Below are 25,061 nucleotides of genomic sequence, written 5' to 3'. Positions count from 1 at the left end.
ACCCAAGGATAGCGCAGGCGCGCGCGCTTGCCACGGGAAAGCGCTGCGGCGCCCGTGCGCGGGCGCCGCAACTTGTGGCCGTGTCAGGCTGCGCTGCGCGCGCCCTGCATGCCGTGCGGGGCCAGGTAGGGTTCGGAGCTGCCGTGGCGCTGCCAGGTGTCGAACACCTGCGGCGATTCGCCGTGGCCCCAGGCCGCGCGCAGCTGCTCCATCAGCGGCGCCAGCGCCTGGCGGTAGCGCTTGGCGGCGGCATGCGCGTGGGTGGCCAGGGCGTCGGCGCGCTGGCGCACTTCGCCCTGCAGCCGCATCCGTTCCTGCGCGATTTCCTTCTCGCGCTGGCCCAGCGTGTTGTACTTCTGGATCAGGAAGCGCTGGTAATCGCCGCCATCCATGCCCTGCGCCGCCTGCGCGTTGACCTGCTCGAAGCGCAGCACGATGCTGCCGGTTTCCTGTTCGATATGGGCGGCCTCGGTATCCAGCGCCTGCAGCGCCTCCTGCACGCGCTGGGCGTCGCGGCGCAGCGCCTGCACCTGCGCGGCCTCGTCCTCGAACACGCGCTGCGCATCGAGGTAGGCCTGCACCACCGGTTGCGGCGCCACCACCAGCAGCGGATCGGCGCCATCGGCGCGCTGTCCGGCAAGCAGCGCATCGTCGGCCACGCGCAGGTTGCCCAGCTCGTCCAGCCAGCGTCCGCGCGTCATCACCACGCCGACGGTGTCCAGTGCCAGCCGGCGCAGGGCTTCGGCGCGCTGCATCTCGACCGGCTCGGCCGCCGCCTGGGGCGACGCCGCCTGCACCGCGTGGGCGATATCGGGCACGCACGCGGCCACCGTGGTCGCCACCGATTCGGACATGGCCTGCGCCGCGCGGCGCTGGGCGCGACGCAGCTCGAAACGGGCCAGCAGCATCATGATCAGTCCGGCCGCCAGCCAGGTCAGGATGGTTTCCTGGTGGGCCAGCAGGAACTGGCGGATCAGTTCGGTATCCAGGTTCAGGTTCACGAATTTCCTCCCGAGTGCCGGGGACCTTCATGACAGGGCCCCTCGGCAAATTGCGTGTCAAAGGAAGGAGACCGGCCCGCCGCCGGCTTCGTTCCGACCGGTAACAAATCGAAACCAATGCGCCGGGTGCCGATGTTGCGCAAAAAGCAAAAAAGCCGCGCAATCGCGCGGCTTTTCTTGCAGATCATGCGATCCGGAGCCGGTCAGGCGTTGGGCTTCGGTTCGGCGGTGCGCAGGCGGATATGCAGCTCGCGCAGCTGCTTCTCGTCGACCGAGCTCGGCGCCTGCGTAAGCAAGTCCTGGGCGCGCTGGGTCTTGGGGAAGGCGATCACGTCGCGGATCGAGTCGGCGCCGGCCATCATCGTGACGATGCGGTCCAGGCCGAAGGCCAGGCCGCCGTGCGGGGGCGCGCCGTACTGCAGCGCGTCGAGCAGGTAGCCGAACTTGGCACGCGCTTCCTCGTCGTTGATCTTGAGCGCGCGGAACACCTTGCTCTGGATGTCCGAGCGATAGATACGGACCGAGCCGCCGCCCATTTCCCAGCCGTTCAGCACCATGTCGTAGGCCTTGGCCACGCACTTGCCCGGATCGGTCTCGAGGTATTCCAGGTGCTCGTCCTTGGGGCTGGTGAACGGGTGGTGCATCGCCACCCAGCGGGCGTCTTCCTCGTCGTACTCGAACATCGGGAAGTCCACCACCCACAGCGGCTTCCAGGCGTCCTCGAACAGGCCATTGGCCTTGCCGAAGTCCGAGTGGCCGATCTTCAGGCGCAGCGCGCCGATCGAGTCGTTGACCACCTTGGCCTTGTCGGCGCCGAAGAAGATGATGTCGCCGTCCTGCGCGCCGGTGCGCTTCAGGATCTCGGCAATGGCGGCGTCGTGCAGGTTCTTGACGATCGGCGACTGCAGGCCGTCGCGGCCCTTGGCCACTTCGTTGACCTTGATCCAGGCCAGGCCCTTGGCGCCATAGATGCCGACGAACTGGGTGTAGGCATCGATCTCGCCGCGCGAGATGGCGCCGCCGCCGGGCACGCGCAGGCCGACCACGCGGCCGTTGTCGCTGTTGGCCGGGCCCGAGAACACCTTGAAGTCGACGTCCTTCATCACCTCGGTCAGCTCGGTGAATTCCAGCTTGACGCGCAGGTCAGGCTTGTCCGAGCCGAAGCGGGCCATGGCCTCGCGGAACTCCATCACAGGGAACCTGGCGTCCAGGTCGACGTCGATGGCGTTCTTGAACACCGTGCGCATCATGTCCTCGAACAGGTCGCGGATCTCCTGCTCGGTCAGGAACGAGGTCTCGCAGTCGATCTGCGTGAATTCGGGCTGGCGGTCGGCGCGCAGGTCTTCGTCGCGGAAGCACTTGGTGATCTGGTAGTAGCGGTCGAAGCCCGACACCATCAGCATCTGCTTGAAGATCTGCGGCGATTGCGGCAGCGCGAAGAAGTGGCCCGGGTTCACCCGCGACGGCACCAGGTAGTCGCGCGCGCCTTCGGGCGTGCTCTTGCCCAGCATCGGCGTCTCGATGTCGATGAAGCCCTGCGCGTCCAGGTACTTGCGCACTTCCATCGCCACCTTGTAGCGCAGGCGCAGGTTGTACTGCATCTGCGGGCGGCGCAGGTCCAGCACGCGGTGCGTCAGGCGCGTGGTTTCGGACAGGTTGTCGTCGTCGAGCTGGAACGGGGGCGTGACCGACGGGTTCAGCACGGTCAGCTCATGGCACAGCACCTCGATCTTGCCCGAGGTCAGGTTGGCGTTCTCGGTGCCGGCCGGGCGCGGGCGCACCTTGCCAGTGACGCGGATGCAGAACTCGTTGCGGATCTCTTCCGCGGCCTTGAACATCTCGGGGCGATCCGGGTCGCACACCACCTGCACCAGGCCCTCGCGGTCGCGCAGGTCGATGAAGATCACGCCGCCATGGTCGCGGCGGCGCTGGACCCAGCCGGTCAGGGCCACTTCCTGGCCCGAGAATTGTTCGGTCACCAGACCGCAGTAGTGAGTACGCATGGAGGACATAAGGAGATTCCCGGTAAAACGCGGCTGCCCGACAGCATCGGCCAGCCCGTGATCAGTTTGGAGGCTCAAGGATCGGTAGTCTGGACCGGTTCCTCGCTGCTGGACCCGCCGGCCGGACTCGTGGATACCGGCCGGGGCGCGCTGCCGTTCTTGCGCGGCAATTCCGCCGGTGCCACCACGCCCATCGAGACGATGTACTTGAGCGCGGCGTCGACGGTCATGTCGAGTTCGATGGTGTCGGCCTTGGGCATCATCAGGAAGAAGCCCGAGGTCGGATTGGGGGTGGTCGGCACGTAGACGCTGACGTACTCGCCCTGCAGGTGGTTCTGCACGTCGCCGCCGGGGCGCCCGGTCAGGAAGGCGATGGTCCACGAGCCCTCGCGCGGGTACTGCACCAGCAGCGCCTTGCGGAAGGCGTTGCCCGACGACGACAGCAGCGTGTCGGACACCTGCTTGACGCTGGTGTAGATCGGCCCGACCACCGGAATATGGCCCAGCAGCGCTTCCCACCAGCGCACCAGGCGCTGGCCGATGAAGTTATGCGCGAGCAGCCCGACCAGCAGGATGAACAGCAGCGTCAGGATCGCGCCCAGGCCGGTCACGCGCTTGCCGAACATCAGCCGGTCCGGACGCCAGGCTTCCGGCAGCAGCGCCAGGCTCTGGTCCATCGTGCCGATGATCAGGCTGAGCACCCACAGCGTGATGCCCAGCGGCACCAGCACCAGCAGCCCGGTCAGGAACCAGGTCTTGAGGGCGGAAGTCTTCTTGGCGACCACGTGACGATCCGGATCAGTGGCAGGCGCAGGCGCTGCCGCAACCGCCGGCAGCCGGCACCGCGCTCGCTGCAGCCGTGCCGCTCGACGACGATTCGGCCGCCGCCGGCGCGCTCGCCGCAGCCGCTGCAGTGCCGCCGGTGGCCGCGGGCGCGCTGGCGCCGCCGCTGCCGCCGCGGAAGTCAGTCACGTACCAGCCCGAGCCCTTGAGCTGGAAGCCGGCAGCGGTCAGCTGCTTCTTGAACGCGCCGGCGGCGCCGCAGGACGGGCAGTCCGTCAGCGGGGCATCGCTCATTTTCTGCAGCACATCGCGCCCGTGGCCGCAGGCGTCGCAACGGTAGGCATAGATCGGCATGGTGTTATTTCGCGAGAAAACTTGGGAATCGGTACCAGGACGGGCATCGCCGCCAGCCGGGGCGGCCGCGGGAATCATCCCGCGCGGCGATGCAAAGCCTTGAATTATAAACCGTTCCGGGGCCGCCTGATCGGCGGAAATAAGGGGGGTGGGCACCCCCGCGCCGTCAGGCGATATGGACTTCCTTGACCGGCGCGTGATCTGCGATCCACTGCGGCAGCAGCGAGCCGATCACCATGCCGCTGACCGAGAACAGCAGTCCCACCATCTGCGGCGGCACCACGGCATCGGCAAAGGCGATCTCGCAGGTCAGCCACGACGACAGGCCCAGCAGGATCGCCGCCAGCCCGCCCTGGCGGGTCGCGTGCTTCCAGAACATGCCGAAGGCCAGCGGCACGAACGACGACACCAGTGTGACCTTGTAGGCATTTTCGACCATATGGAAGATCGACAGGTGCGAGTTCAGCGCGAACAGCGTCACCAGCGTGGTGAACACCAGCACCACGGTCTGCATCACGCGCAGGAACTGCTTGTCGTCGAGATGGCGGAAATACGGGCGCAGGATGTTCTCGGCAAAGGTCACCGACGGCGCCAGCAGCGTCGCCGAGGCGCAGCTCTTGATCGCCGACAGCAGCGCGCCGAAGAACATCACCTGGGCGAACATCGGCGCGTGCTGCAGGATCAGCTGCGGCAGGATCAGCTGCGAGTCGGTGTCGATGTACTTGGCCACCATGCCCGGGTCGATCAGCGTGGCCGAATACGCCAGGAACATCGGGATAAAGGCGAAGCAGAAATACAGCACGCCGCCCAGCACCGAGGCGCGCCCGGCGATCTGCTCGGTGCGCGACGAGGTCACGCGCTGGAACACGTCCTGCTGCGGGATCGAGCCCAGCATCATGGTGAACAGCGCCGCGGCGAAGCCGATGATCTGCACGAAATCCAGTGCCGGCAGGAACTCGAACTTGCCCGCCGCGGCCGCGTGCGACACCACCGCCGTGACGCCGCCGGCCTGGCCACTGACCTCGTAGCCGATATACATCATGCCGATCACGATGATGATCATCTGGATGAAGTCGGTGATCGCCACCGACCACATGCCGCCGAACAGCGTATAGACCAGCACGCTGGCGGCGCCGATCATCATGCCGGCCTCCTGCGACAGCGCACCGTCCGACACCGTATAGAACACCAGCCCCAGCGCCTTGATCTGCGCCGCCACCCAGCCCAGGTACGAGACCACGATGCACAGCGTGGTAAGCACCTCGGCCAGCCGGCCATAGCGGTTGTGGTAGTAGTCGCCGATGGTCAGCAGGTTCATCCGGTACAGCGGCCGGGCAAAGAACAGTCCGACCAGGATCAGGCACAGCGACGACCCGAACGGGTCCGACACCACGCCCGACAGGCCTTCCTTCAGGAACACGGCGGGGATGCCCAGCACCGTCTCCGAGCCGAACCAGGTGGCGAAGACGGTGGCGGTGACGATATGGAACGGCAGGCTGCGCCCGGCGACGGCGAAATCGGTGGTGTTGCGCACGCGCAGCGCCGCCCACAGGCCGATGCCGACCGAGATTACCCAGTAGATGATGACAAACCAGATCAGCATGCCGCTGCCCTATGCAGAAGGTGCCCTTGTGGCGAAAAACCGAATGCCGGGCGGCAGGGCGCGGGTGCGCGCGCGGGGCCCGGAGTCCAATTCATCGGTCGGGGCCGCATATCGGGGTGCCTGGCGCTGTCCCGGCGAGGCGGGAAACGCGGCGGGGGCCCGCGGTCGTAGCCGAATCAAAACGCGGATTATAGCGACGCAGACCGGCGCGGGCGAAAAAAATTCCCCGCTGGCGCGAATGCGCCACGCGGGGGCACCGCCGGCGCCACAAGCCGGATGCCCGGCGGCGGGTTCAGCCGCCGCGCCGGCGCCATACCTGCCAGCGCTCCTGTCCCTGGAACACCGGCAGCGGCGCGGCCGAGGGGCGGTCCTCGATGCGCTCGAAGGCCGGCCCGAGCAGCGCATCGAGCTCCGCTTCCGGCATCGCGAACGGCGGTCCGCCGCGGTTCTCTCCCAGGTAGAAGTAGCCAGCCAGCAGCCCGCCCGGCGGCAGCAACTCGGCCACGCGAGCGCCATAGGCCGCGCGCAGCGCCGGCGGCAGCGCGCACAGGAAGGCGCGCTCGTAGATCAGCTCGCACGCCGGCTGCGGCGTGAAGGCGAAGAAATCGCCCTGCTGCACCACCGCCCCGGCCGGCCCTAGCGCGCGCCGCGCCGACGCCACCGCCTGCGCAGAGAAGTCGATCGCCGTCACCGGCCAGCCGCGCTCGAACAGCCACGCCGCCTCCCAGCCGTTGCCGCAGCCGGGCACCAGCGTGGGACACGGCTGGCGGCCTTCGACAAAGCAGCGGAATTCCTCGGGCACGCCGCCCAGGTCCCAGGGCGTGAAGCCTTCCTTGAAGCGCTCGTCCCAGAACGCCGGGTCGCCGGCGTTGCGCGTGGTAAAGCCGGGCACCGGCCTGGTGGTATCGCCCATGGGTCTGCCTCCGTCCCGTTGTTATCGCGGCATGCGCCTACCAGTAGCCCGCCCAGCCCAGCACGTGGGTCAGCACGATGCCGGCGACAAAGCCGCCCACCAGCAGCACCGCGGTGCCGAGCAGCCGGTTGGTGCGGCGCTGCTCCACCACCAGCATCGCCAGCAGCTTGTCCTGCTCGCCGTTGGTGGTGAGCGCCCGCCGCTCCAGGAACTGGTGCGCCAGGCGCGGGAAGTCGGGCAGCATCTTGGCCCACAGCGGCGCCTCGACCTTGATCCGCTCCCAGGCGCCCTGCCAGCCCACCTGCTCGTGCATCCAGCGCTCCAGGAACGGCTTGGCGGTCTTCCACAGGTCCAGGTCCGGATCGAGCTGGCGGCCCAGCCCTTCGATATTGAGCAGGGTCTTCTGCAGCAGCACCAGCTGCGGCTGGATCTCGACGTTGAAGCGGCGCGAGGTCTGGAACAGCCGCATCAGCACCATGCCCAGCGAGATTTCCTTCAGCGGCTTGTCGAAGTAGGGCTCGCAGCAGGCCCGCACCGCGCTTTCCAGTTCTTCGACGCGGGTCTCGGGCGGGACCCAGCCGGATTCCACGTGCAGCAGCGCCACGCGGTGGTAGTCGCGGCGGAAGAAGGCGATGAAGTTCTGCGCCAGGTAGTTCTTGTCGAATTCCGACAGCGCGCCGACGATGCCGAAGTCCAGCGCGATATAGCGGCCGAAGGTCTCGGGCTGCACCGACACCAGGATGTTGCCCGGATGCATGTCGGCATGGAAGAAGCCGTCGCGGAACACCTGGGTGAAGAAGATCTCGACGCCCTCCTCCGCCAGCTGGTGCATGTCGACGCCGGCGGCCTTGAGCGATTCGGTGCGCGAGATCGGGATGCCGTGCATGCGCTCCATCACGAACACCGTGCTGCTGCACCAGTCCCAGAACACCTCGGGCACCAGCAGCAGGCTGGTGTCGGCAAAGTTGCGGCGCAGCTGGCTGGCGTTGGCCGCCTCGATCATCAGGTCGAGCTCGTCGTGCAGGTACTTGTCGAACTCGGCCACCACCTCGCGCGGCTTCAGGCGCTTGCCGTCGGCCCAGAAGCGCTCGAGCCAGGTCGCCATGTCGCGCATCAGCGCCAGGTCGCTGTCGATCACCGGCAGCATGCCCGGGCGCAGCACCTTCACCGCGACCTCGCGCCCATGGCAGGGGCCGCCCTTGAGCGTGGCGAAGTGGACCTGCGCGATCGAGGCGCTGGCCACCGGTTGGTGCTCGAAGGTCTCGAACAGCTGGTCCAGCGGGCGTCCGAGCGAGCGCTCGATGATCCTGACCGCCACCGCCGAATCGAACGGCGGCACCTGGTCCTGCAGCTTGGCCAGTTCGTCGGCAATATCCGGCGGCATCAGGTCGCGCCGGGTCGACAGCACCTGGCCGAACTTGACGAAGATCGGGCCCAGCCGCGTCAGCGCCAGCCGCAGCCGCACGCCGCGCGGCATGTCGAGCTTGCGGCCGATGGTGATGACCCGCACCAGGAAACGGATCCTGCGGCTGCTGAAGCCGGAGAGCACCAGCTCGTCCAGGCCGTAGTAGAGGATGACGAAAAGGATCTTGCCAAGGCGCAGGAGGCGGGTCATTCGGGAGTCTTCACGGGGCCGGGCAGGCAGTCAGTGGATGATCGGGGGGAAGCGCGGCTTGGCCGCCTCAGCGGTGCGGCGACGGCAGCTTGCCGGACGGGCCGGAGGAGCCCGGCGCTGGCGGCGTGCCGCCGCGCTCCAGGCGCTCCAGCCGCTTCTCCAGCCGCGCCAGGCGGTCGCGCACCTGGCCCACGCCGGCGCCAAAGTCATCCAGCGCGGCGTGGCGCACCAGGGTCGGCTGTTCGTCGAGCAGGTAGTCGGTGACGTTGTCCAGCAGCGCCCGGCCCACGCGCGTGGCCTGCTCATGGACCTGGCGCGCGCCGTCGACCACGCGCTGCGCCACGCTGTCGCTGACCGGCCCGCCCAGGATGCCGCGCAGCGCGCGCGACAGGTCCTCGGCGGCGTCCCAGCGCAGGTTGCGCGCCAGCGTCGACACCGTGTTGGCCAGCTCGGCGTCGCCCTCGATGCGCACATGGCGCATGGCGGCGGCCTGGCCGCCTTCGGCCACGTCGGCGGCAACCAGCGGCCACTGCTGCACCGGCACGCGCAGCGTCACCGCGGGCGCCTCGGCCGCGGGTGCCAGCTCCGTGCAGCCGTGCTCGGTCACCTTCAGCGACAGCTCGAAGGCGGCGGCATCGAAACGGATCACGCGTCCGGCAAACGGCGCCAGCTGGTTGCGGGCCCACGGCTCCTGCTCGAGCAGGTGGTTCAGTGCCGCAACGGCAGGCGTGGCCAGGGCGGAAGGCAGAGTATTCATGACAGCGCGGTTGGCGGGCAGGCGGCGACGCGCGGGACCGGCGTCGCAAACAAAAAGGCCCACGCTTTCGCGTGGGCCTCCATTCTAAGCTACTCCCCCCGGCGCATCATCGCCGCGGGGTGCGGCATCAGGACTCTTGCTGGATCCCGGCCAGCAGCCAGCCGCCGCTGCCGGAGACCGGCTTGGACAGGTTCCAGACCTCGCCGAACGGCTGCGCCGCCTCGCCCGCCTTCTCGCGGATCATGCCCGAGAAACGCACGCTGGCCAGGTGCTGGGCCGGCGACGACTCGATGCCGAGCAGCTGGGCTTCGAGCGTGACCACGTCGGTCTTGTTGACCTCGGCGCCGCGCTCGGCCAGGTCCATCTTGATCTCGGCGAACATCTCCGGCGTGGTGAACTCGCGGATATCGTCCAGGTTGCCGGCATCCCAGGCGGCCTGCAGGCGCACGAAATGGACCTTGGCATTGCGCAGGAAGGATTCGGCGTCGAAGTCGGCCGGCACGCCCCACGGCTGCTGCGCCACGGCACCCGCTGCGACCGGCGCTGCGGATGCCGGCAGGACCGGGCTGCCCGACACGTTGCCCGACACATTGCCCGACGAAACCGGCGTCGGCTCGCCGCGGAACATCGGCTCCGCGTTGCGGCCGAGGTTCGGCGCGCCGCCGGCACCGGCATAGGCCGGCTGAGCCGTGCGCTTGCTGCCACGGAACTTGCGGATCAGCCAGATCGCGGCAAAGGCCACCAGCGCGATCAAGATCAGGTTGGACAGGAAGGTCAGCGCCGCGCCGCCCAGGCCGAAGTGCGACAGCAGCCAGCCGATGCCCAGGCCGGCGGCGATGCCGCCGAGGATGCCGCCCCAGTTGCGCTTGGGCGCCGCGGCCGCGGCCGCGCCGGCTGCGCCAGCCGTGGCCGGTGCCGCCTGCTGTGCGGGTTGCTGCGCCTGCTGCGTGGGCGAGCTGGGCTGGGTCTGCTGGCGCTGGGTCACCGACTCGGACTGCTTGCCAATGCTGCGCGAGCCGCCCATGCGCTTGGCCTCGGCGTCGAACGCCATGCCGACGGCCAGCGCCGTGACCAGCGACCCCACCAGGAATTTTCCACGAATTGACGACATATGCTGTTATCCCCTGTCAGTTTCACCCATATACGGGCGAGCATGGCGATTTCAAGTGTTCTTTCAAGTGTTCTCAATACTTGCGCCCGACGTGGAGCGCCACCACTCCGGCCGTCAGATTGAAGTATTCGACATTCTCCAGGCCTGCATGTTCCATTAAGCGTACAAGCGAAACCTGGTCTGGATGCATTCTGATCGATTCCGCGAGATAGCGATAGCTGGGGGCATCCCCTGCCACGCGCTGGCCCAGCCACGGCAGCACCTGGAAAGAATAGACGTCGTAGGCCTTCTCCAGCGGCTTCCAGACCTTGGAGAACTCCAGCACCATGACCTTGCCGCCCGGCTTGACCACGCGGCGCATTTCGGCCAGGGCGGCTTCCTTGTGCGTCATGTTGCGCAGGCCAAAGGCGACCGTGACCAGGTCGAAGTAGTTGTCGGGGAACGGAATCTTCTCCGCGTCGCACAGTGCCACCGGCGTGACGATGCCCTTGTTGAGCAGCCGGTCGCGGCCCACGCGCAGCATCGACTCGTTGATGTCGGTCAGCCAGACCTGTCCGGTCGGGCCGGCCTGCTTCGCGAACGCCTTGGCCAGGTCGCCGGTGCCGCCGGCAATGTCCAGCACCTTGTGACCCGGGCGCACCCCGGCCTGCGCGATGGTGAACATCTTCCAAAGCCGGTGCATGCCGCCCGACATCAGGTCGTTCATCACGTCGTACTTGCTGGCCACCGAATGGAACACGCCGGCAACCTTGCCGGCCTTTTCCGTTTCGTCGACCTTTTCGAACCCGAAGTGGGTTTCACTCATCTTTCAAGACTCCAGGATTGTCGGGGGCGGCTCAGTGATGGCCGCAGGCGTGCCCGCCGCCGGCGGCGGGCATCGGGGTGTCGCGATCGGCCCCGGCCGCTGCCAGGCGCTGCAGGTAGTCCTGCCACAACGCGTCCTGGTTGTCGCCCAGGCGGTACAGCAGGTCCCACGAATAGATGCCGGTGTCGTGGCCGTCGGAAAAGCGGATCTGGATGGCGTAGTTGCCGACCGGCTCGACCGCGTCGACGCCGACCTCGCGCTTGCCGGTCTGCAGCACCTCCTGCCCCGGGCCATGGCCCTGGACTTCGGCGGAGGGCGAATACACGCGCAGCAGCTCGAACGGCAGCCGGAAGCTGCGGCCATTGTCGAAGCCGATCTCGAGCACGCGCGATTGCGTGTGCACCGTCAGCGCGGTGGGATGGGGGGTGTCTTTTTCCAGGCCTGCCATGGTGATCGCGGCCCGCTGAGGGGCGCCGGTGAGGGTGATTGCCGCATGATGCCGCCGTGGCCGCGCCGGCTGCCGCGGCAGCCCCGCATCACGCTTCGCATACGACCCGATAGCTTACCCCAGGCTCGCCGGCTTGCGCAGCCCGGGCCGCTTCCGCGTCCTGCGGCACGTAGCGCAGCCTGCGCTGGTGGAACGCCGCCACGGTGCTGCGGTGCGCAATGCTGACGATCGCCGTTTGCGGCAACTGCTCCACCATCAGCTGGTACATGGCGCGCTCGGTATCCTCGTCCAGCGCGCTGGTGGCTTCGTCGAGGAACAGGTAATCGGGCTTCTGCAGCAGCGCGCGCGCAAAGGCCAGGCGCTGCTGCTCGCCCGGCGACAGCCGCAGGGACCAGTTGTCGAACACGTCGAGCTGGTCCGCCAGCGCGGCCAGGCGGGTCTGGCGCAGGGCTGCCTGCAGGACTTCCTTGCTGTGCTCGGTGCCCGCGTCCGGGTAGGCCAGCGCATCGGCCAGCGTGCCGATCGGCAGGTAGCTGCGCTGTGGCAGGAACAGCCGGCGCGCGCCCTCCGGCATGGTCACGGTGCCGCTGCCGTACGGCCAGATTCCGGCGAGCGCGCGGAACAGCACGCTCTTGCCGCAGCCTGATGGGCCGCTGACCAGCCAGCGCTCGCCCGGCGCCACCGCCAGCGAGAACGGCGCCACCAGCGGCCGCTGGCCCACCGCCGCGCCGCGCGCTGCACGCACCGGCAAGGCCAGCGCCAGGCTGTCGATGGCGATGCCGTCCTGCGGCTTGCCGTGGTAAGCCACCTCGATATCGCGGCTGCCGTCCTGCGACGCGTCCTGCCGCTCGGCCACGCGGATGGCTTCGTGGAAGTCGATCAGGCGGTTGGCCGCCGCCTTCCAGCCCACCAGCGTGGCATAGCTGTCGACAAACCATGACAGCGCGCCCTGCACCTGGCCGAACGCGGAACTGGTCTGCATCAGCCCGCCCAGCGTCATCTTGCCGGCGAAGTAGCGCGGCGCCGCGACCAGGATCGGGAAGATGATGGCGAACTGCGCATAGCCGGAACTGACGAAAGTCAGCCGCCGCGTATAGCGCATCAGCTGGTTCCAGTTGGCGCGGATGCGGTCGAAGCGCGCGCGCAGGCCGGCCTGCTCGGTCGGCTCGCCGCGGTACAGCGCCACCGGCTCGCTGTTCTCGCGCAGGCGCACCAGCGTGAAACGGAAGTCCGCTTCGTATTGCTCCTGCTGGAAGTTCAGCCCGATCAGCGGGCGGCCGACCACGTGCGCCACCAGCGAGCCGATCACCGCATAGCCTGCCGCGAACCAGACCATATAGCCCGGGATGGTCCACTCGGTGCCGCCCAGCGCGAAGCTGATCGGCCCGGACACGGTCCACAGGATGCCGACGAAGGACAGCAGCGTCACCACCGAGTTGAGCAGCCCCAGCGACAGCGACAGCGCGCCGTCGGTAAACAGGCGCAGGTCATCGGCAATCCGCTGGTCGGGGTTGTCGGTGGCGTGGGTCTGTTCGATGCGGTAGTAGGCCTGGTGCCCGAGCCAGTGCCCCATGAAGCGGCCGGTCATCCAGGTACGCCAGCGCATCTGCAGCATCATGGTGTAGTACTGGCGCGAAATCGCCGCGACGATGAAGAACGCCGCGATCCACGAGAAGCGCAGCAGCAGCACCTTGAACGAGGCATAGTCGCGCTGCTCCAGCGCGTTGTAGAACACGCGGTTCCATTCGTTGAGGAGCACGTTGATATAGACGATGCCCAGGTTCAGGGCGATCACCAGGGTAAGCAGGCCAAGGCCCGCCACGCGGTCTTCGGATTTCCAGTAGGGCTTGATCAGCGCCCAGGTCGCTGCCATGCGCAGCCGGCTCTGGATCTTGAGGGCCTTGGCAGGAACGGCCGGGCCCGGTACGGTGACTGAGGTCGGAGTGGAGGACATAGCGACAGCGCTTGACCCGCCAGCGGATGCCGGCCGGGCTTGTTGTTCTGGATACCGTGGCGACGGGCCGCGGCGTCAACAGCATTCAGACGGCCGGGGCCGCGCGCGGGTTCCGCGCCCTTCAGGCGTCGTCGGCCTGGAGCAGTGAAAGCGCCGTGCGCAGCGCCGGCAGCCGGCTGGCCAGCTCCTGCACGCGCACGGTATCCGCTGCGCGCTGCGGCGCGGCCCAGATGGCCTCGGGGAAATGCGTGTCCCAGCGGTAGCGCGGAATGATGTGCCAGTGCAGGTGGGGCACCATGTTGCCGAAAGCGGCCAGGTTGACCTTATCAGGCGTCATCACCTCGCGCACCACCCGCTCCGCGCGCGCGACCAGCCGCATCAGCCACGCCTGGTCGCCCTCGTCCAGGTCGCTCAACTCGGCCACGTGGTCGTTCCAGACGATGCGGCAGAAGCCGGGAAAACGGTCATGCTCGACCAGGATCAGGCGGGCGCGGTCGCCCATCCAGACCAGTTCGCCGCCGTCGGAGCGGCACAGGGCGCAGTCGGGAACTCCGCTCATGAGGTGATTTTATCCATGGATGCTTGTTGTTCGCGACAAGGCTCGCTGTCGTTTCCGCATATGCAAAAAACGTGCAGAGAATACCGTTTTCAGGTTTGGCTTATTGTTTCCCTTCTCTGCCGCTGGAATAGTGATTGCCTCCAGGCAACAATCAAATAGTAGTCATGACCAGCTGCGTGCACCGCAAACAGGCAAATCGATGGATCGCCGCCCTCAGACTTTGCGCGCTCCTGCTCTGGAGTATGAGCCTTGCTTCCCCGGCGGCCGCCGACTGCACTGTCACCAGCGGCAATCCCGGCACTGCAACCATCTCGCTACCGGCAACAATCAGTGTACCGCGCGACACGCCGGCGGGAACCGTTCTCTACGACAGCAACTGGGTTACGGCCGGCCCGGTAAATATTTCGTGCAGCGGCACGTTCCAGTACACGTATGGCTATGCGAGCCCGATGCAGCTGGTGCCCGGCTACAGCAACGTATACCAAACGACTGTCCCCGGCGTCGGCATCAAGGCGGGCTGGGCAAACTGGATGTCCGGCACGCCCGGCATCGACAGCGCCCCGCTGGCCTCGCCGCCGGTATCTCAAGCCATTACCAACCAGGCCTGGACCCCATACGGCCCGATGAGCCGCTACCGCGTGCAGATGGTTGTCACGGGACCGGTGATGCCGGGTACCGTTACGCTGCCACCCCTGCTGGCGCAAGCCAGTTATGGCTCGCTGACCGTTGCCCAGCTGATGATAAGCGGCAATACGCAGATCATCGCCCCGGCCTGCACCGTGCAGACCCCTTCCTTGACCGTCAACATGCCGCAGCTCAGCGCCTCCGCCTTCCAGGCCACGGGCTCGACAGCCGGCCAGACCGCATTCAGGCTGTTGCTCAGCTGTTCCGGCCCGACTGCCATCGCCATGACCCTCACCGATGCCACGCAGCCCGGCAACACCGGCAGCAACCTGTCGCTGGCAAGCGGGTCGAGTGCCGGTGGGGTGGCCTACCAAATCCTCTACAACGGCACGCCGATGAATTTCGGGCCCGCGTCGGCGCTAGCCGGCAACCTCCACCAGTTCAATGTCGGCACCGTGACCGGCGCCAGCGACATGCAAGTCCCGCTGACTGCGCGCTACATCCGTACCGGCACTGTGACGCCGGGCACGGCCAATGCCGCCGCGACGTTCACAATGAGCTATCAATAACGGCGCAGAAGCGCCGTACAACAGCCCCCGCAGCGGGGAATGCCGTTCAGTTAACGACCGTCGTTCCCGCGCATGCGGGAACCCAGTGACTTTCAAAGACGCTGGATTCCCGCCTGCGCGGGAATGACGGTAGGGAGCCATTTCTCGCGTAGCCGACGACTGGCTCCCCTTGCACTTCAGACCAGCACCCTCTCAATGCCGCCGGCATTGGCCTTCTGCACGTATTCGGGAAGCCAGTTCTCACCCAGCAGGTGCTTGGCCATCTCGATCACGATGTAGTCCGCCTGCACCGACGCATCTTCCTTGTAGCGCGACAGTCCCTGCAGGCACGACGGGCAGCTGGTCAGGATCTTGACGTCGCCGGTAAAGCCATCGGCACGCAGCTTGTCGGCACCCCTGGTCATTTCCTCTTCCTTGCGGAAGCGGACCTGCGTCGAGATATCCGGGCGCGTCACCGCCAGCGTGCCCGACTCGCCGCAGCAGCGCTCGTTCTTCTCGATCTTGCCCAAACCCGTGTTGCCGCCCATCAGGTCGTTGACCAGCTTGGTCGGGTCCATGGTCTTGATCGGGGTGTGGCAGGGATCGTGGTACATGTAGCGCGTACCGGTCACGCCCTCCAGCTTGACGCCCTTCTCGAGCAGGTACTCGTGGATGTCGATGATGCGGCAGCCCGGGAAGATCTTCTCGAATTCATACCCGGCCAGCTGGTCGTAGCAGGTGCCGCAGCTGACCACCACGGTCTTGATGTCGAGGTAGTTCAGCGTGTTGGCCACGCGGTGGAACAGCACGCGGTTGTCGGTGACGATCTTCTCGGCCTTGTCGTACTGGCCGCTGCCGCGCTGCGGATAGCCGCAGCACAGGTAGCCCGGCGGCAGCACGGTCTGCACGCCGACATGCCACAGCATCGCCTGCGTTGCCAGCCCGACCTGCGAGAACAGCCGCTCCGAGCCGCAGCCCGGGAAGTAGAACACCGCTTCCGATTCCGGCGAGGTCGCCTTCGGGTCGCGGATGATCGGCACGATCTCGTTGTCTTCGATGTCGAGCAGCGCGCGCGCGGTCTTCTTGGGCAGGTTGCCCGGCATCTTCTTGTTGATGAAGTGGATCACCTGCTCGCGCACCGGCGGCTTGCCCACGGTCGCGGGCGGATGCGCGGTCTGCTTCTTCGCCAGCTTCTTCAGTACGTCGTTGCCCAGGCGCTGCGCCTTGTAGCCCCAGTCGATCATGACCTTGCGGGTCAGGTTGATGGTCTCGGGGTTGGTGGCGTTGAGGAAGAACATCGACGCCGCGGTGCCGGGGTTGAACTTCTTCTGCCCCATCTTGCGCAGCAGGTTGCGCATGTTCATCGAGACGTCGCCGAAGTCGATCTTGACCGGGCACGGCGTCACGCACTTGTGGCACACGGTGCAGTGGTCGGCCACGTCGGAGAACTCGTCCCAGTGCTTGACCGAGATGCCGCGGCGGGTCTGCTCTTCATACAGGAAGGCCTCGACCAGCAGCGAGGTCGCCAGGATCTTGTTGCGCGGGCTGTACAGCAGGTTGGCGCGCGGCACGTGGGTGGCGCACACCGGCTTGCACTTGCCGCAGCGCAGGCAGTCCTTGACGCTCTCCGCAATCGCACCGATGTCGCTCTGCTGCATGATCAGCGACTCGTGCCCCATCAGGCCGAACGACGGCGTGTAGGCATTGCGCAGGTCGGCGCCGGGCAGCAGCTTGCCCTTGTTGAAGCGGCCCTGCGGATCGACCTTCTGCTTGTAGGCGCGGAAGTCGCCAATCTCGGCCTCGGTCAGGAACTCCAGCTTGGTGATGCCGATGCCGTGCTCGCCCGAGATCACGCCATCGAGCGAACGCGCCAGGTCCATGATGCGGGCCACCGCGCGGTGCGCGTCCTGCAGCATGTCGTAGTCGTCGGAGTTGACCGGGATGTTGGTGTGCACGTTGCCGTCGCCGGCGTGCATGTGCAGCGCCACGAAGACGCGGCCGCGCAGCACCTGCTTGTGGATCTTCTGGGCTTCGTCCAGGATCGGCTTGAATTCGCCGCCGTTGAAGATCTTGCGCAGCTCGGCACGGATCTCGTTCTTCCACGACACGCGGATGGTGCGGTCCTGCAGCAGGTGGAACACGCTGGCGTCCGGCTGCTGGTGCAGCCGCGCCTCGAACTCCTGCCCCAGCAGCCCCAGCCCGTGCCCGATCAGCGAGGCCTTGGCCTGCGCCAGCGGCGTGTCCAGGTGGGCTTGCAGGTAGCGCCAGCGCGCGCGGATCTCGCGCAGCAGCGTCAGCGCGTGCTGCACGCGGTCTTCCAGCAGTTCGGCGCTGGGGATTTCGTTGGCGTCGTCGCTGCGGCCCAGCGGCAGGTTGCCGCGCGCGAAGAACGCTTCGAGCGTGTCGACCAGCTGCAGCTTGCTCTTGATCGACAGCTCGATATTGATGCGCTCGATGCCGTCGGTGTACTCGCCCATGCGGTTGAGCGGGATCACCACGTCTTCATTGATCTTGAAGGCGTTGGTGTGCTTGGCGATGGCGGCGGTGCGCGAGCGGTCCAGCCAGAACTTCTTGCGCGCCTCGGGGCTGACGGCGATAAAGCCTTCGCCGCTCTTGCCGTTGGCCATGCGGATCACTTCCGAGGTGGCGCGCGCCACGGCGTCTTCATCGTCGCCGACGATATCGCCGATCAGCACCATCTTCGGGAAGGCGTTGCGCTTGCTCTTGGTGGCGTAGCCGACCGCGCGCAGGTAGCGCTCGTCCAGGTGCTCCAGGCCGGCCAGGATGGCGCCGCCCGGCTTCTTGGTCTCGGCGTCCAGGAAGTCCTTGATCTCGACGATGCTGGGGATGGCGTCGCGCGCCTGGCCGAAGAACTCCAGGCACACGGTGCGGATGAACTTCGGCATGCGGTGCAGGATCCAGCGCGCGCTGGTGATGATGCCGTCGCAGCCTTCCTTCTGCACGCCGGGCAGGCCGGCCAGGAACTTGTCGGTGACGTCCTTGCCCAGGCCTTCCTTGCGGAACTTGCGGCCCTCGATGGCGAGCGTCTCGGTGCGCAGCACCTTCTCGCCCGGGGCGCGGTTGCCGTCCGACCACTTCAGCTCGAAGGTGGCCACCGGCACGTCATGGATCTTGCCCAGGTTGTGGTCCAGCCGGGTGATTTCCAGCCAGTTGCCCTCCGGGTCCACCATGCGCCACCAGGCCAGGTTGTCGAGCGCGGTGCCCCACAGCACGGCCTTCTTGCCGCCGGCGTTCATGGCGACATTGCCGCCGATGCACGAGGCGTCGATCGAGGTCGGGTCGACCGCGAACACCAGGCCGGCGCGGTCGGCGGCATCGGCCACGCGGCGCGTCACCACGCCGGCGCCGGAGAAGATGGTCGCGACCTTGTGCGACACGCCCGGCAGGTCGGTCTGCTCGACCGGACCCAGCTGCTCCAGCTTCTCGGTATTGATCACCGCGCTCATCGGCGTCAGCGGCACGGCACCGCCGGTATAGCCGGTGCCGCCCCCGCGCGGGATGATGGTCAGGCCGAGCTCGAAGCAGCCCTTGACCAGGCCGGCGATCTCTTCCTCGGTATCCGGCGTCAGCACCACGAACGGGTATTCCACGCGCCAGTCGGTGGCGTCGGTCACGTGCGACACGCGCGACAGGCCATCGAACTTGATGTTGTCCTTCTGCGTGACGCGGCCCAGCACGCGCTGCGCGCGCTTGCGCAGGTCGTAGGCGGCGGCGAATTCGTTCTTGAAGTCCTCGATCGCCTGCTTGGCGAAGGCGACCAGTTGCTCCACGCGGTGCGAGCGGTCCTCGGCGGCGGGCTCGGCGTGCTCGGCACGGTCGGCGGCGCGGCGCTTTTCGATCTCGTTCAGGCGGTGGTGCAGCGCGCTGACCAGCATCTGGCGGCGCTTGGGATTTTCCAGCAGGTCGTCCTGCAGGTAGGGATTGCGGCGCACCACCCAGATATCGCCCAGCACCTCGTACAGCATGCGGGCCGAGCGGCCGGTGCGGCGCTCGCTGCGCAGCTCGTCCAGGATGCGCCAGGCTTCCTCGCCGAGCAGCCGGATGACAATCTCGCGGTCCGAGAAGGACGTGTAGTTATAGGGGATTTCACGCAGGCGCGGCGGGGCGTCCTGCGCGGCGAGCTTGGCGTCGAGCACGAGTGGGGCGTTCATTGGGGGGACCGCTTCCTGCTGCGCACGGGGACAGTGCGCGAATCGTTCAGTAAAGGGCGATTGTACTGCAAGCCCTGCTTTCGCCGCACCGCAGCATGACGGAATCCTTGTCGGAACAAGGGATTAGCGACTGTCCGGGCGCCCGATGCGCCCCGCAAGACGGTCCCGAAGCCGCGCCGGAATCAGAACCAGGCCTTCACGGTGTGCGCAATGTTCTGCCAGAAAGTGTCCGGAATCCACATCAGCCCAGCGGTCATGACCAGGTAGCGCAGGAACTTGCCGACCGCCATCCAGGCCAGGCTGGGCCAGAACGACAGGCGCAGCCAGCCGGCCAAAGTGCACAATGGATCACCAACGCCGGGTAGCCACGACATCAGCAGCGTGGGCGGGCCCAGCCGGCGCATCCAGCGGAAGTAGCGCGCATCGAGCTTGGGCTTGGGCGGCTTGCGCGCGTGGGCGCGGTGCTCCAGGTGTTCGGCCTCGTGCTCGCGCGCGCGGCGCCGCTTGTGGTAGCGCACCAGTGCCAGCTTGGCCGCGTAGCCCAGCCACCAGTCGATCGCGCCGCCAACCGTGTTGCCGGCGGTGGCGACCAGGATCGCCGGCCAGAACATCTGCGGATTGAGCTTGACGTAGCCGAACACGGCGGGCTCGGAGCCGAGCGGCAGCAAGGTGGCCGACACCAGGCTGACCACGAAGATCGCGGGCAGGCCTACCTTGGGCAAGGCAATGGTTTCGAACAGCCAGTCGAAGAAGGCTTCCATGTAAAGGGACAGGGCCAGTGGCGCGGCTCATTCTAGCGGGCCGTGCCCCAAACGGGGCGCGGGCAAACCACATGGCACCTGTGCGGGATTTGTGATTAACTGTTAGAGCCTGTCGCGGCCAAACGTTCGCCGGCCGTGCCGATGCGCCGGCCGCAAGGTTCGCTGGCGCACCAACCGCAGTTGCAGCGGCAGCACCAATATCACGAATTAGCCGTCCTATAGCCGTCTTAAGCGGCAGTACCGCGTCGTGGCCAGTCCCGCGCTTTGCTTTCGGGATCTGGGAATTGGTCATGCGCGTCCACCCCACATGGAGACAAGCATGGCGATTCCGATCCGCCTGACGGTCAACGGCAAGCCCGTTGACGCGCAGGTAGAACCCAACACCCTCCTGGTCCAGTTCCTGCGCGAACAGCTGCGCCTGACCGGCACCCACGTCGGCTGCGACACCGCGCAGTGCGGCGCCTGCACGGTCCACCTGGATGGCCGGGCGGTCAAGTCGTGCAACATCCTGGCGCTGCAGGCGGACGGCGCCACCGTGACCACCATCGAAGGACTGGCCGGGGACAAGGTTGGCAACGGCCTGCACCCGATGCAGGAGGCTTTCCGCGAATGCCACGGGCTGCAATGCGGCTTCTGCACGCCGGGCATGGTGATGAGCGCGACCGCGCTGGTCCAGCAGCATCCCGACGCCGACGCCGCCACCATCCGCGCCCACCTGGAAGGCAACCTGTGCCGCTGCACGGGCTACCACAATATCGTGCGTGCGGTGCAGCAGGGCCAGGCGGCCATGCAGGGCACGGCGGCCAGCGCCGCCAGCGCGGAATAAGGGGGACCTGCCATGAACGCACCCGACAACCAGCGCCTGGTGGGCGCTTCGGTCAAGCGCAAGGAAGACTACCGCTACCTGACCGGCAACGGCCAGTACACCGACGACATCGTGCTGCCGCAGCAGAGCTACGGGTATTTCCTGCGCTCGCCGTACGCGCACGCGCGCATCCGCTCGATCGACAAGACCGCGGCGCTGGCCGCGCCCGGCGTGATCGCCGTGCTGACCGGCGCCGAGCTTGCCGCCGACAAGGTGGGCGGCCTGCCCTGCGGCTGGCTGATCCACAGCATCGACGGCACGCCGATGAAAGAGCCGCCGCACCCGGTGATCGCCCACGACAAGGTTCGCCACGTCGGCGACCAGGTGGCGCTGGTGATCGCCGAGACCCTGCAGCAGGCGCGCGACGCCGCCGAGCAGATCGACGTCGACTACGAAGAGCTGCCCGCCGTGGTCCGCGCCGCCGATGCCGCGTCGGCGTCGACGCTGGTGCACGACGACGTGCCGGCCAACACCTGCTACACCTGGGGCCACGGCGACAAGGCCGCCACCGACGCCGCCTTCGCCAGGGCCGCGCACGTGACCACGCTGGAGATCGTCAACAACCGGCTGATTCCCAACGCGATCGAGCCGCGCGCGGTCAACGCCAGCTATGCGCGCCAGGACGACAGCTACACCGTCTACGTGGCCAGCCAGAACCCGCATGTCGAGCGCCTGCTGATGGGCGCGTTCGTGCTGGGGCTGCCGGAATCGCGGCTGCGCATCATCGCGCCCGACGTCGGCGGTGGCTTCGGCTCCAAGATCTTCCTGTATCCGGAAGACGTGGCGCTGACGTGGGCATCGAAGAAGGTCGGCCGCCCGGTCAAGTGGACCGCGGACCGCAGCGAGTCGTTCCTGACCGACGCGCACGGCCGCGACCACGTGACCAAGGCCGAGTTGGCGCTAGATGCCGACGGCAAGTTCCTGGCGATGCGCGTGCATACGGTCGCCAACATGGGCGCGTACCTGTCGACCTTCGCCAGCAGCGTGCCGACCATCCTCTATGCGACGCTGCTGGCCGGCCAGTACGCTACACCGGCGATCTATGCGGAGGTCCAGGCGGTGTTCACCAACACCGCGCCGGTCGATGCCTACCGTGGCGCGGGGCGGCCCGAAGCGACCTTCGTGGTCGAACGGCTGGTCGAAACCGCCGCGCGCGAGCTGAACATCGATCCGGCCGAACTGCGGCGCAAAAACTTCATCCGGCAGTTCCCGTATGCCACCCCGGTGGGGCTGACCTACGATACCGGCGACTACGAGCCCTGCCTGGCGCGCGCGCAGGAACTGGCCGACGTCAAGGGCTTCCCGGCCCGGCGCGATGAAGCGAAGCAGCGCGGCAAGCTGCGCGGGCTCGGATATTCCTGCTACATCGAAGCCTGCGGCCTCGCACCGTCGAACATCGCCGGCGCGCTCGGCGCACGCGCGGGCCTGTTCGAAGTCGGCGAAATCCGCGTGCATCCGACCGGCACCGTGACGGTCTTCACCGGCTCGCACAGCCATGGCCAAGGCCACGAAACCACTTTCGCGCAAGTGGTGGCCGACCGCCTCGGGCTGCAGCTCGACCAGGTCGAGATCGTGCACGGCGACACCGGGCGCGTGCCGTTCGGCATGGGCACCTACGGCTCGCGCTCGCTGGCGGTGGGCGGCTCCGCCATCGTCAAGGCGCTCGACAAGATCGAGGCCAAGGCCAAGAAGATCGCCGCGCACCTGCTGGAGGCGTCTGACAGCGACATCGAGTTCAGCAACGGCGTGTTCCGCGTGGCCGGCACGGACCGGACCAAGACCTTCGGCGAGGTCGCGCTGAGCGCCTACGTGCCGCACAACTACCCGCTCGACAAGCTCGAGCCGGGCCTGAACGAAAACGCCTTCTACGACCCGACCAACTTCACCTACCCGTCCGGCGCCTATGTGTGCGAGGTGGAGGTCGACCCCGACACCGGCGCGTCGCAGGTGGTCAAGTTCACCGCGGTCGACGACTTCGGCAACATCATCAACCCGATGATCGTCGAAGGCCAGGTGCATGGCGGCATCGGCCAGGGGCTGGGCCAGGCGATGCTGGAGCAGTGCGTCTACGACGAAGACAGCGGCCAGCTGCTGACCGGCTCGTACATGGACTACGCCATGCCGCGCGCCGGCGACCTGCCCGACTTCACCGTCGAGACCGCCAGCGGCACGCCCTGCACGCACAACCCGCTGGGAGTGAAGGGCTGCGGCGAGGCCGGCGCGATCGGCTCGCCGCCGGCCTTCATCAACGCGCTGGTCGACGCGCTGTCGCCGCTGGGCGTGAAGGATGTGCAGATGCCCGCCACGCCGCATCGCGTATGGCAGGCGATCCAGGCCGCGCAACCCCAACCCTGAGCCACCGCACCGCAAAGGAAACCGACATGTACGCATTCAACTTTGAACGCGCCGCGGATGCCAAGGCGGCGGTGGAAAAACTCAAGGCCGATCCCGACGCCAAGTTCCTCGGCGGCGGCCAGAGCCTGCTGGCGGCGATGAAGCTGCGGCTGGCATCGCCGTCGACGCTGGTCGACGTCGCGCGCATTCCCGGCATGGCCGAGATCCGCGTCGAAGGCAAGGAGGTCGTCATCGGCGCCGCCGCGCGCCATGCCGACGTGGAAGCCAACGCCGAGGTGCGCCAGCGCATCCCGGCGCTGGCGGCGCTGGCCGGGGGCATCGGCGACCGGCAGGTGCGCGCGATGGGAACCATCGGCGGCGCGCTGGCGAACGATGATCCGGCGGCGTGCTATCCCGCGGCCGTGCTGGGGCTGGGCGCCACCGTGGTCACCGACCGGCGCAGCATCGCGGCGGATGACTTCTTCAAGGGCCTCTACGAAACCGCGCTGGAACCCGACGAGCTGATCACCGCGGTGCGGTTCCCGATCCCGGATCAGGCGGCCTATGTGAAGTTCCGCAATCCGGCATCGCGCTTTGCGCTGGTGGGGGTGATGGTGGCGCGCACCGGCAATACGGTGCGCGTGGCGGTCACCGGGGCGGCCGACAGCGTGTTCCGTTGCCAGCCGCTGGAGCAGGCGTTGTCGGCCGACTTCAGCACGCAGGCGGCGCGTGGGGTGAAGGTCGATGCGGGGAAGCTGAATACTGACCTGCACGCGTCGGCGGAGTACCGGGCGCATCTGATTCCGGTGCTGGCGGCAAGGGCGGTGGAGGCGGCGGTGAAGGGGTAGCGCTTCTTCACTGCCGCATGTTGTCTCCCCTCTCCCGCCAGGCGAGAGAGGGGAGCAAAACCGCTGGCGTGCGAGGCGCGTCGGCAAACAGAACGCTTCATGCTTCCCGCCTCCATCGACCAAACCCTCGCCCAGCTCGAACACCAGCAATATTTCGCCGACCGCGAAACCGCCACGGTGCTCTACCTCGCGCTGCGCATGCAGCGCCCGCTGTTCCTCGAAGGCGAGCCCGGCGTCGGCAAGACCGCACTGGCGCAAGCCATGGCGGGCGTGCTCGGCACGCGCCTGCTGCGGCTGCAGTGCTATGAGGGACTCGACGCGGCCAGCGCCCTGTACGAATGGGACTACCCGCGCCAGATCATGGCCCTGCGGCTGGCCGAAGCCCGCGGCGAGCGGCCCGAGGCGCAATCGCTGTACCACGACGACTACCTGCTCAAGCGCCCGCTGCTGGAGTCGCTGCTGCCCGATCCCGCCGCCCCGGGCGTGCCGCGCGTGCTGCTGATCGACGAGATCGACCGCGCCGACGAACCGTTCGAAGCCTTCCTGCTCGAGGTGCTGTCCGAATTCCAGGTGTCGATCCCCGAGATCGGCGTGATCCGGGCCGAGCGCCCGCCGCTGATCGTGATCACCTCCAACCGCACGCGCGAGGTCCATGACGCGCTCAAGCGCCGCTGCCTGTACCAGTGGGTTGGCTATCCCGACCGCGACCGTGAACTGCAGATCGTCGCCGCGCGCGCGCCCGAGGCCGCCGCCGCGCTGCAGGCGCAAGCCATCGACTTCGTGCACCGGCTGCGCGGCATCGACCTGTTCAAGGCGCCCGGCATCGCCGAGGCCATCGACTGGTGCCGCGCGCTGGCGGCCCTGGGTGTAACCGAGCTCGACCCGCAATCGGTGCGCGACACGCTGGGCGTGCTGCTCAAATACCAGGACGACCTGGCGCGCGTCGACGGCCCCACCGTGGCGGAACTGCTGGCCGGCGCCGCGCCGGGAGGCTGAACCGTGC

At 67.5% G+C, this 25,061-nt stretch carries 20 protein-coding genes; 5 read left to right on the top strand and 15 right to left on the bottom strand.

Annotated features, from left to right (window positions below; all coding sequences use genetic code 11):
* Nucleotides 1–83: 83 nt before the first annotated feature.
* The 13 genes from CBM2588_RS03455 to CBM2588_RS03395 form a co-directional block, all read right to left on the bottom strand.
* Entirely contained in the window at nucleotides 84–995 is a 912-nt protein-coding gene (locus CBM2588_RS03455) for a hypothetical protein (RefSeq protein WP_115681378.1), read from the bottom strand.
* A 209-nt stretch (nucleotides 996–1,204) separates the two neighbouring features.
* Complete coding sequence (gene aspS / locus CBM2588_RS03450; protein ID WP_115679365.1) at nucleotides 1,205–3,013, bottom strand: aspartate--tRNA ligase; 1,809 nt, start codon at nucleotides 3,011–3,013, stop codon at nucleotides 1,205–1,207.
* A gap of 65 nt (nucleotides 3,014–3,078) precedes the next feature.
* A complete protein-coding gene (locus CBM2588_RS03445) occupies nucleotides 3,079–3,789 on the bottom strand; it encodes a DUF502 domain-containing protein (RefSeq protein WP_115679364.1) in 711 nt (236 codons plus the stop codon).
* A 13-nt stretch (nucleotides 3,790–3,802) separates the two neighbouring features.
* Nucleotides 3,803–4,141 (bottom strand): FmdB family zinc ribbon protein, encoded by a 339-nt coding sequence (locus tag CBM2588_RS03440; protein ID WP_115679363.1) that lies wholly within the window; start codon nucleotides 4,139–4,141, stop codon nucleotides 3,803–3,805.
* A 166-nt stretch (nucleotides 4,142–4,307) separates the two neighbouring features.
* Nucleotides 4,308–5,744 (bottom strand): sodium:solute symporter family protein, encoded by a 1,437-nt coding sequence (locus tag CBM2588_RS03435; protein WP_115679362.1) that lies wholly within the window; start codon nucleotides 5,742–5,744, stop codon nucleotides 4,308–4,310.
* 292 nt (nucleotides 5,745–6,036) lie between these two features.
* Nucleotides 6,037–6,657: a methyltransferase domain-containing protein gene (locus CBM2588_RS03430; RefSeq protein WP_115679361.1), complete on the bottom strand. Its 621-nt coding sequence runs from the start codon at nucleotides 6,655–6,657 to the stop codon at nucleotides 6,037–6,039.
* A gap of 37 nt (nucleotides 6,658–6,694) precedes the next feature.
* Nucleotides 6,695–8,272 (bottom strand): ubiquinone biosynthesis regulatory protein kinase UbiB, encoded by a 1,578-nt coding sequence (gene ubiB / locus CBM2588_RS03425; RefSeq protein ID WP_115679360.1) that lies wholly within the window; start codon nucleotides 8,270–8,272, stop codon nucleotides 6,695–6,697.
* Between the two features lie 67 nt (nucleotides 8,273–8,339).
* On the bottom strand, nucleotides 8,340–9,029 hold the full coding sequence (locus tag CBM2588_RS03420) for a ubiquinone biosynthesis accessory factor UbiJ (RefSeq protein ID WP_115679359.1): 690 nt from the start codon (nucleotides 9,027–9,029) through the stop codon (nucleotides 8,340–8,342).
* A 127-nt stretch (nucleotides 9,030–9,156) separates the two neighbouring features.
* The gene (locus tag CBM2588_RS03415; RefSeq protein ID WP_115679358.1) at nucleotides 9,157–10,140 is read right to left on the bottom strand and encodes a Tim44 domain-containing protein; all 984 of its coding nucleotides are present in this window, start codon (nucleotides 10,138–10,140) and stop codon (nucleotides 9,157–9,159) included.
* 73 nt (nucleotides 10,141–10,213) lie between these two features.
* Entirely contained in the window at nucleotides 10,214–10,945 is a 732-nt protein-coding gene (ubiE, locus tag CBM2588_RS03410) for a bifunctional demethylmenaquinone methyltransferase/2-methoxy-6-polyprenyl-1,4-benzoquinol methylase UbiE (RefSeq protein ID WP_115679357.1), read from the bottom strand.
* Between the two features lie 31 nt (nucleotides 10,946–10,976).
* The gene (locus CBM2588_RS03405; protein ID WP_115679356.1) at nucleotides 10,977–11,393 is read right to left on the bottom strand and encodes a gamma-butyrobetaine hydroxylase-like domain-containing protein; all 417 of its coding nucleotides are present in this window, start codon (nucleotides 11,391–11,393) and stop codon (nucleotides 10,977–10,979) included.
* Nucleotides 11,394–11,481: 88 nt separating this feature from the next.
* Nucleotides 11,482–13,347: an ABC transporter ATP-binding protein/permease gene (locus CBM2588_RS03400; protein WP_115679355.1), complete on the bottom strand. Its 1,866-nt coding sequence runs from the start codon at nucleotides 13,345–13,347 to the stop codon at nucleotides 11,482–11,484.
* A gap of 121 nt (nucleotides 13,348–13,468) precedes the next feature.
* On the bottom strand, nucleotides 13,469–13,906 hold the full coding sequence (locus tag CBM2588_RS03395; RefSeq protein ID WP_115679354.1) for an HIT family protein: 438 nt from the start codon (nucleotides 13,904–13,906) through the stop codon (nucleotides 13,469–13,471).
* A gap of 164 nt (nucleotides 13,907–14,070) precedes the next feature.
* Between CBM2588_RS03395 and CBM2588_RS03390 the strand changes: the two genes are divergently transcribed.
* Entirely contained in the window at nucleotides 14,071–15,099 is a 1,029-nt protein-coding gene (locus tag CBM2588_RS03390) for a fimbrial protein (protein ID WP_115679353.1), read from the top strand.
* 176 nt (nucleotides 15,100–15,275) lie between these two features.
* On the opposite strand, the gene CBM2588_RS03385 is transcribed toward CBM2588_RS03390, so the two are convergent.
* Together CBM2588_RS03385 and CBM2588_RS03380 are read right to left on the bottom strand one after the other, a co-directional pair.
* Nucleotides 15,276–19,250, bottom strand: a complete 3,975-nt coding sequence (locus CBM2588_RS03385; RefSeq protein WP_115679352.1) for a DUF3683 domain-containing protein — start codon at nucleotides 19,248–19,250, stop codon at nucleotides 15,276–15,278.
* A gap of 182 nt (nucleotides 19,251–19,432) precedes the next feature.
* On the bottom strand, nucleotides 19,433–20,011 hold the full coding sequence (locus CBM2588_RS03380; protein WP_111518313.1) for a YqaA family protein: 579 nt from the start codon (nucleotides 20,009–20,011) through the stop codon (nucleotides 19,433–19,435).
* Nucleotides 20,012–20,330: 319 nt separating this feature from the next.
* On the opposite strand from CBM2588_RS03380, the gene CBM2588_RS03375 reads away from it, so the two are divergent.
* From CBM2588_RS03375 to CBM2588_RS03360, 4 genes are all read left to right on the top strand, one after another.
* Nucleotides 20,331–20,837, top strand: coding sequence for a (2Fe-2S)-binding protein (locus tag CBM2588_RS03375; RefSeq protein WP_115679351.1), 507 nt, complete (start codon nucleotides 20,331–20,333; stop codon nucleotides 20,835–20,837).
* A 12-nt stretch (nucleotides 20,838–20,849) separates the two neighbouring features.
* Entirely contained in the window at nucleotides 20,850–23,231 is a 2,382-nt protein-coding gene (locus CBM2588_RS03370) for a xanthine dehydrogenase family protein molybdopterin-binding subunit (RefSeq protein WP_115679350.1), read from the top strand.
* Nucleotides 23,232–23,257: 26 nt separating this feature from the next.
* Nucleotides 23,258–24,058, top strand: a complete 801-nt coding sequence (locus tag CBM2588_RS03365; RefSeq protein ID WP_115679349.1) for an FAD binding domain-containing protein — start codon at nucleotides 23,258–23,260, stop codon at nucleotides 24,056–24,058.
* 99 nt (nucleotides 24,059–24,157) lie between these two features.
* Entirely contained in the window at nucleotides 24,158–25,054 is an 897-nt protein-coding gene (locus CBM2588_RS03360; RefSeq protein WP_115679348.1) for an AAA family ATPase, read from the top strand.
* Nucleotides 25,055–25,061 lie beyond the last annotated feature (7 nt).

Source organism: Cupriavidus taiwanensis (assembly GCF_900250075.1).
In the GTDB taxonomy this organism is placed as follows: Bacteria; Pseudomonadota; Gammaproteobacteria; order Burkholderiales; family Burkholderiaceae; genus Cupriavidus; species Cupriavidus taiwanensis_C.
The sequence above is the reverse complement of the archived record's forward strand: the minus strand, read 5'-3'. Positions and strand labels throughout refer to the sequence as shown.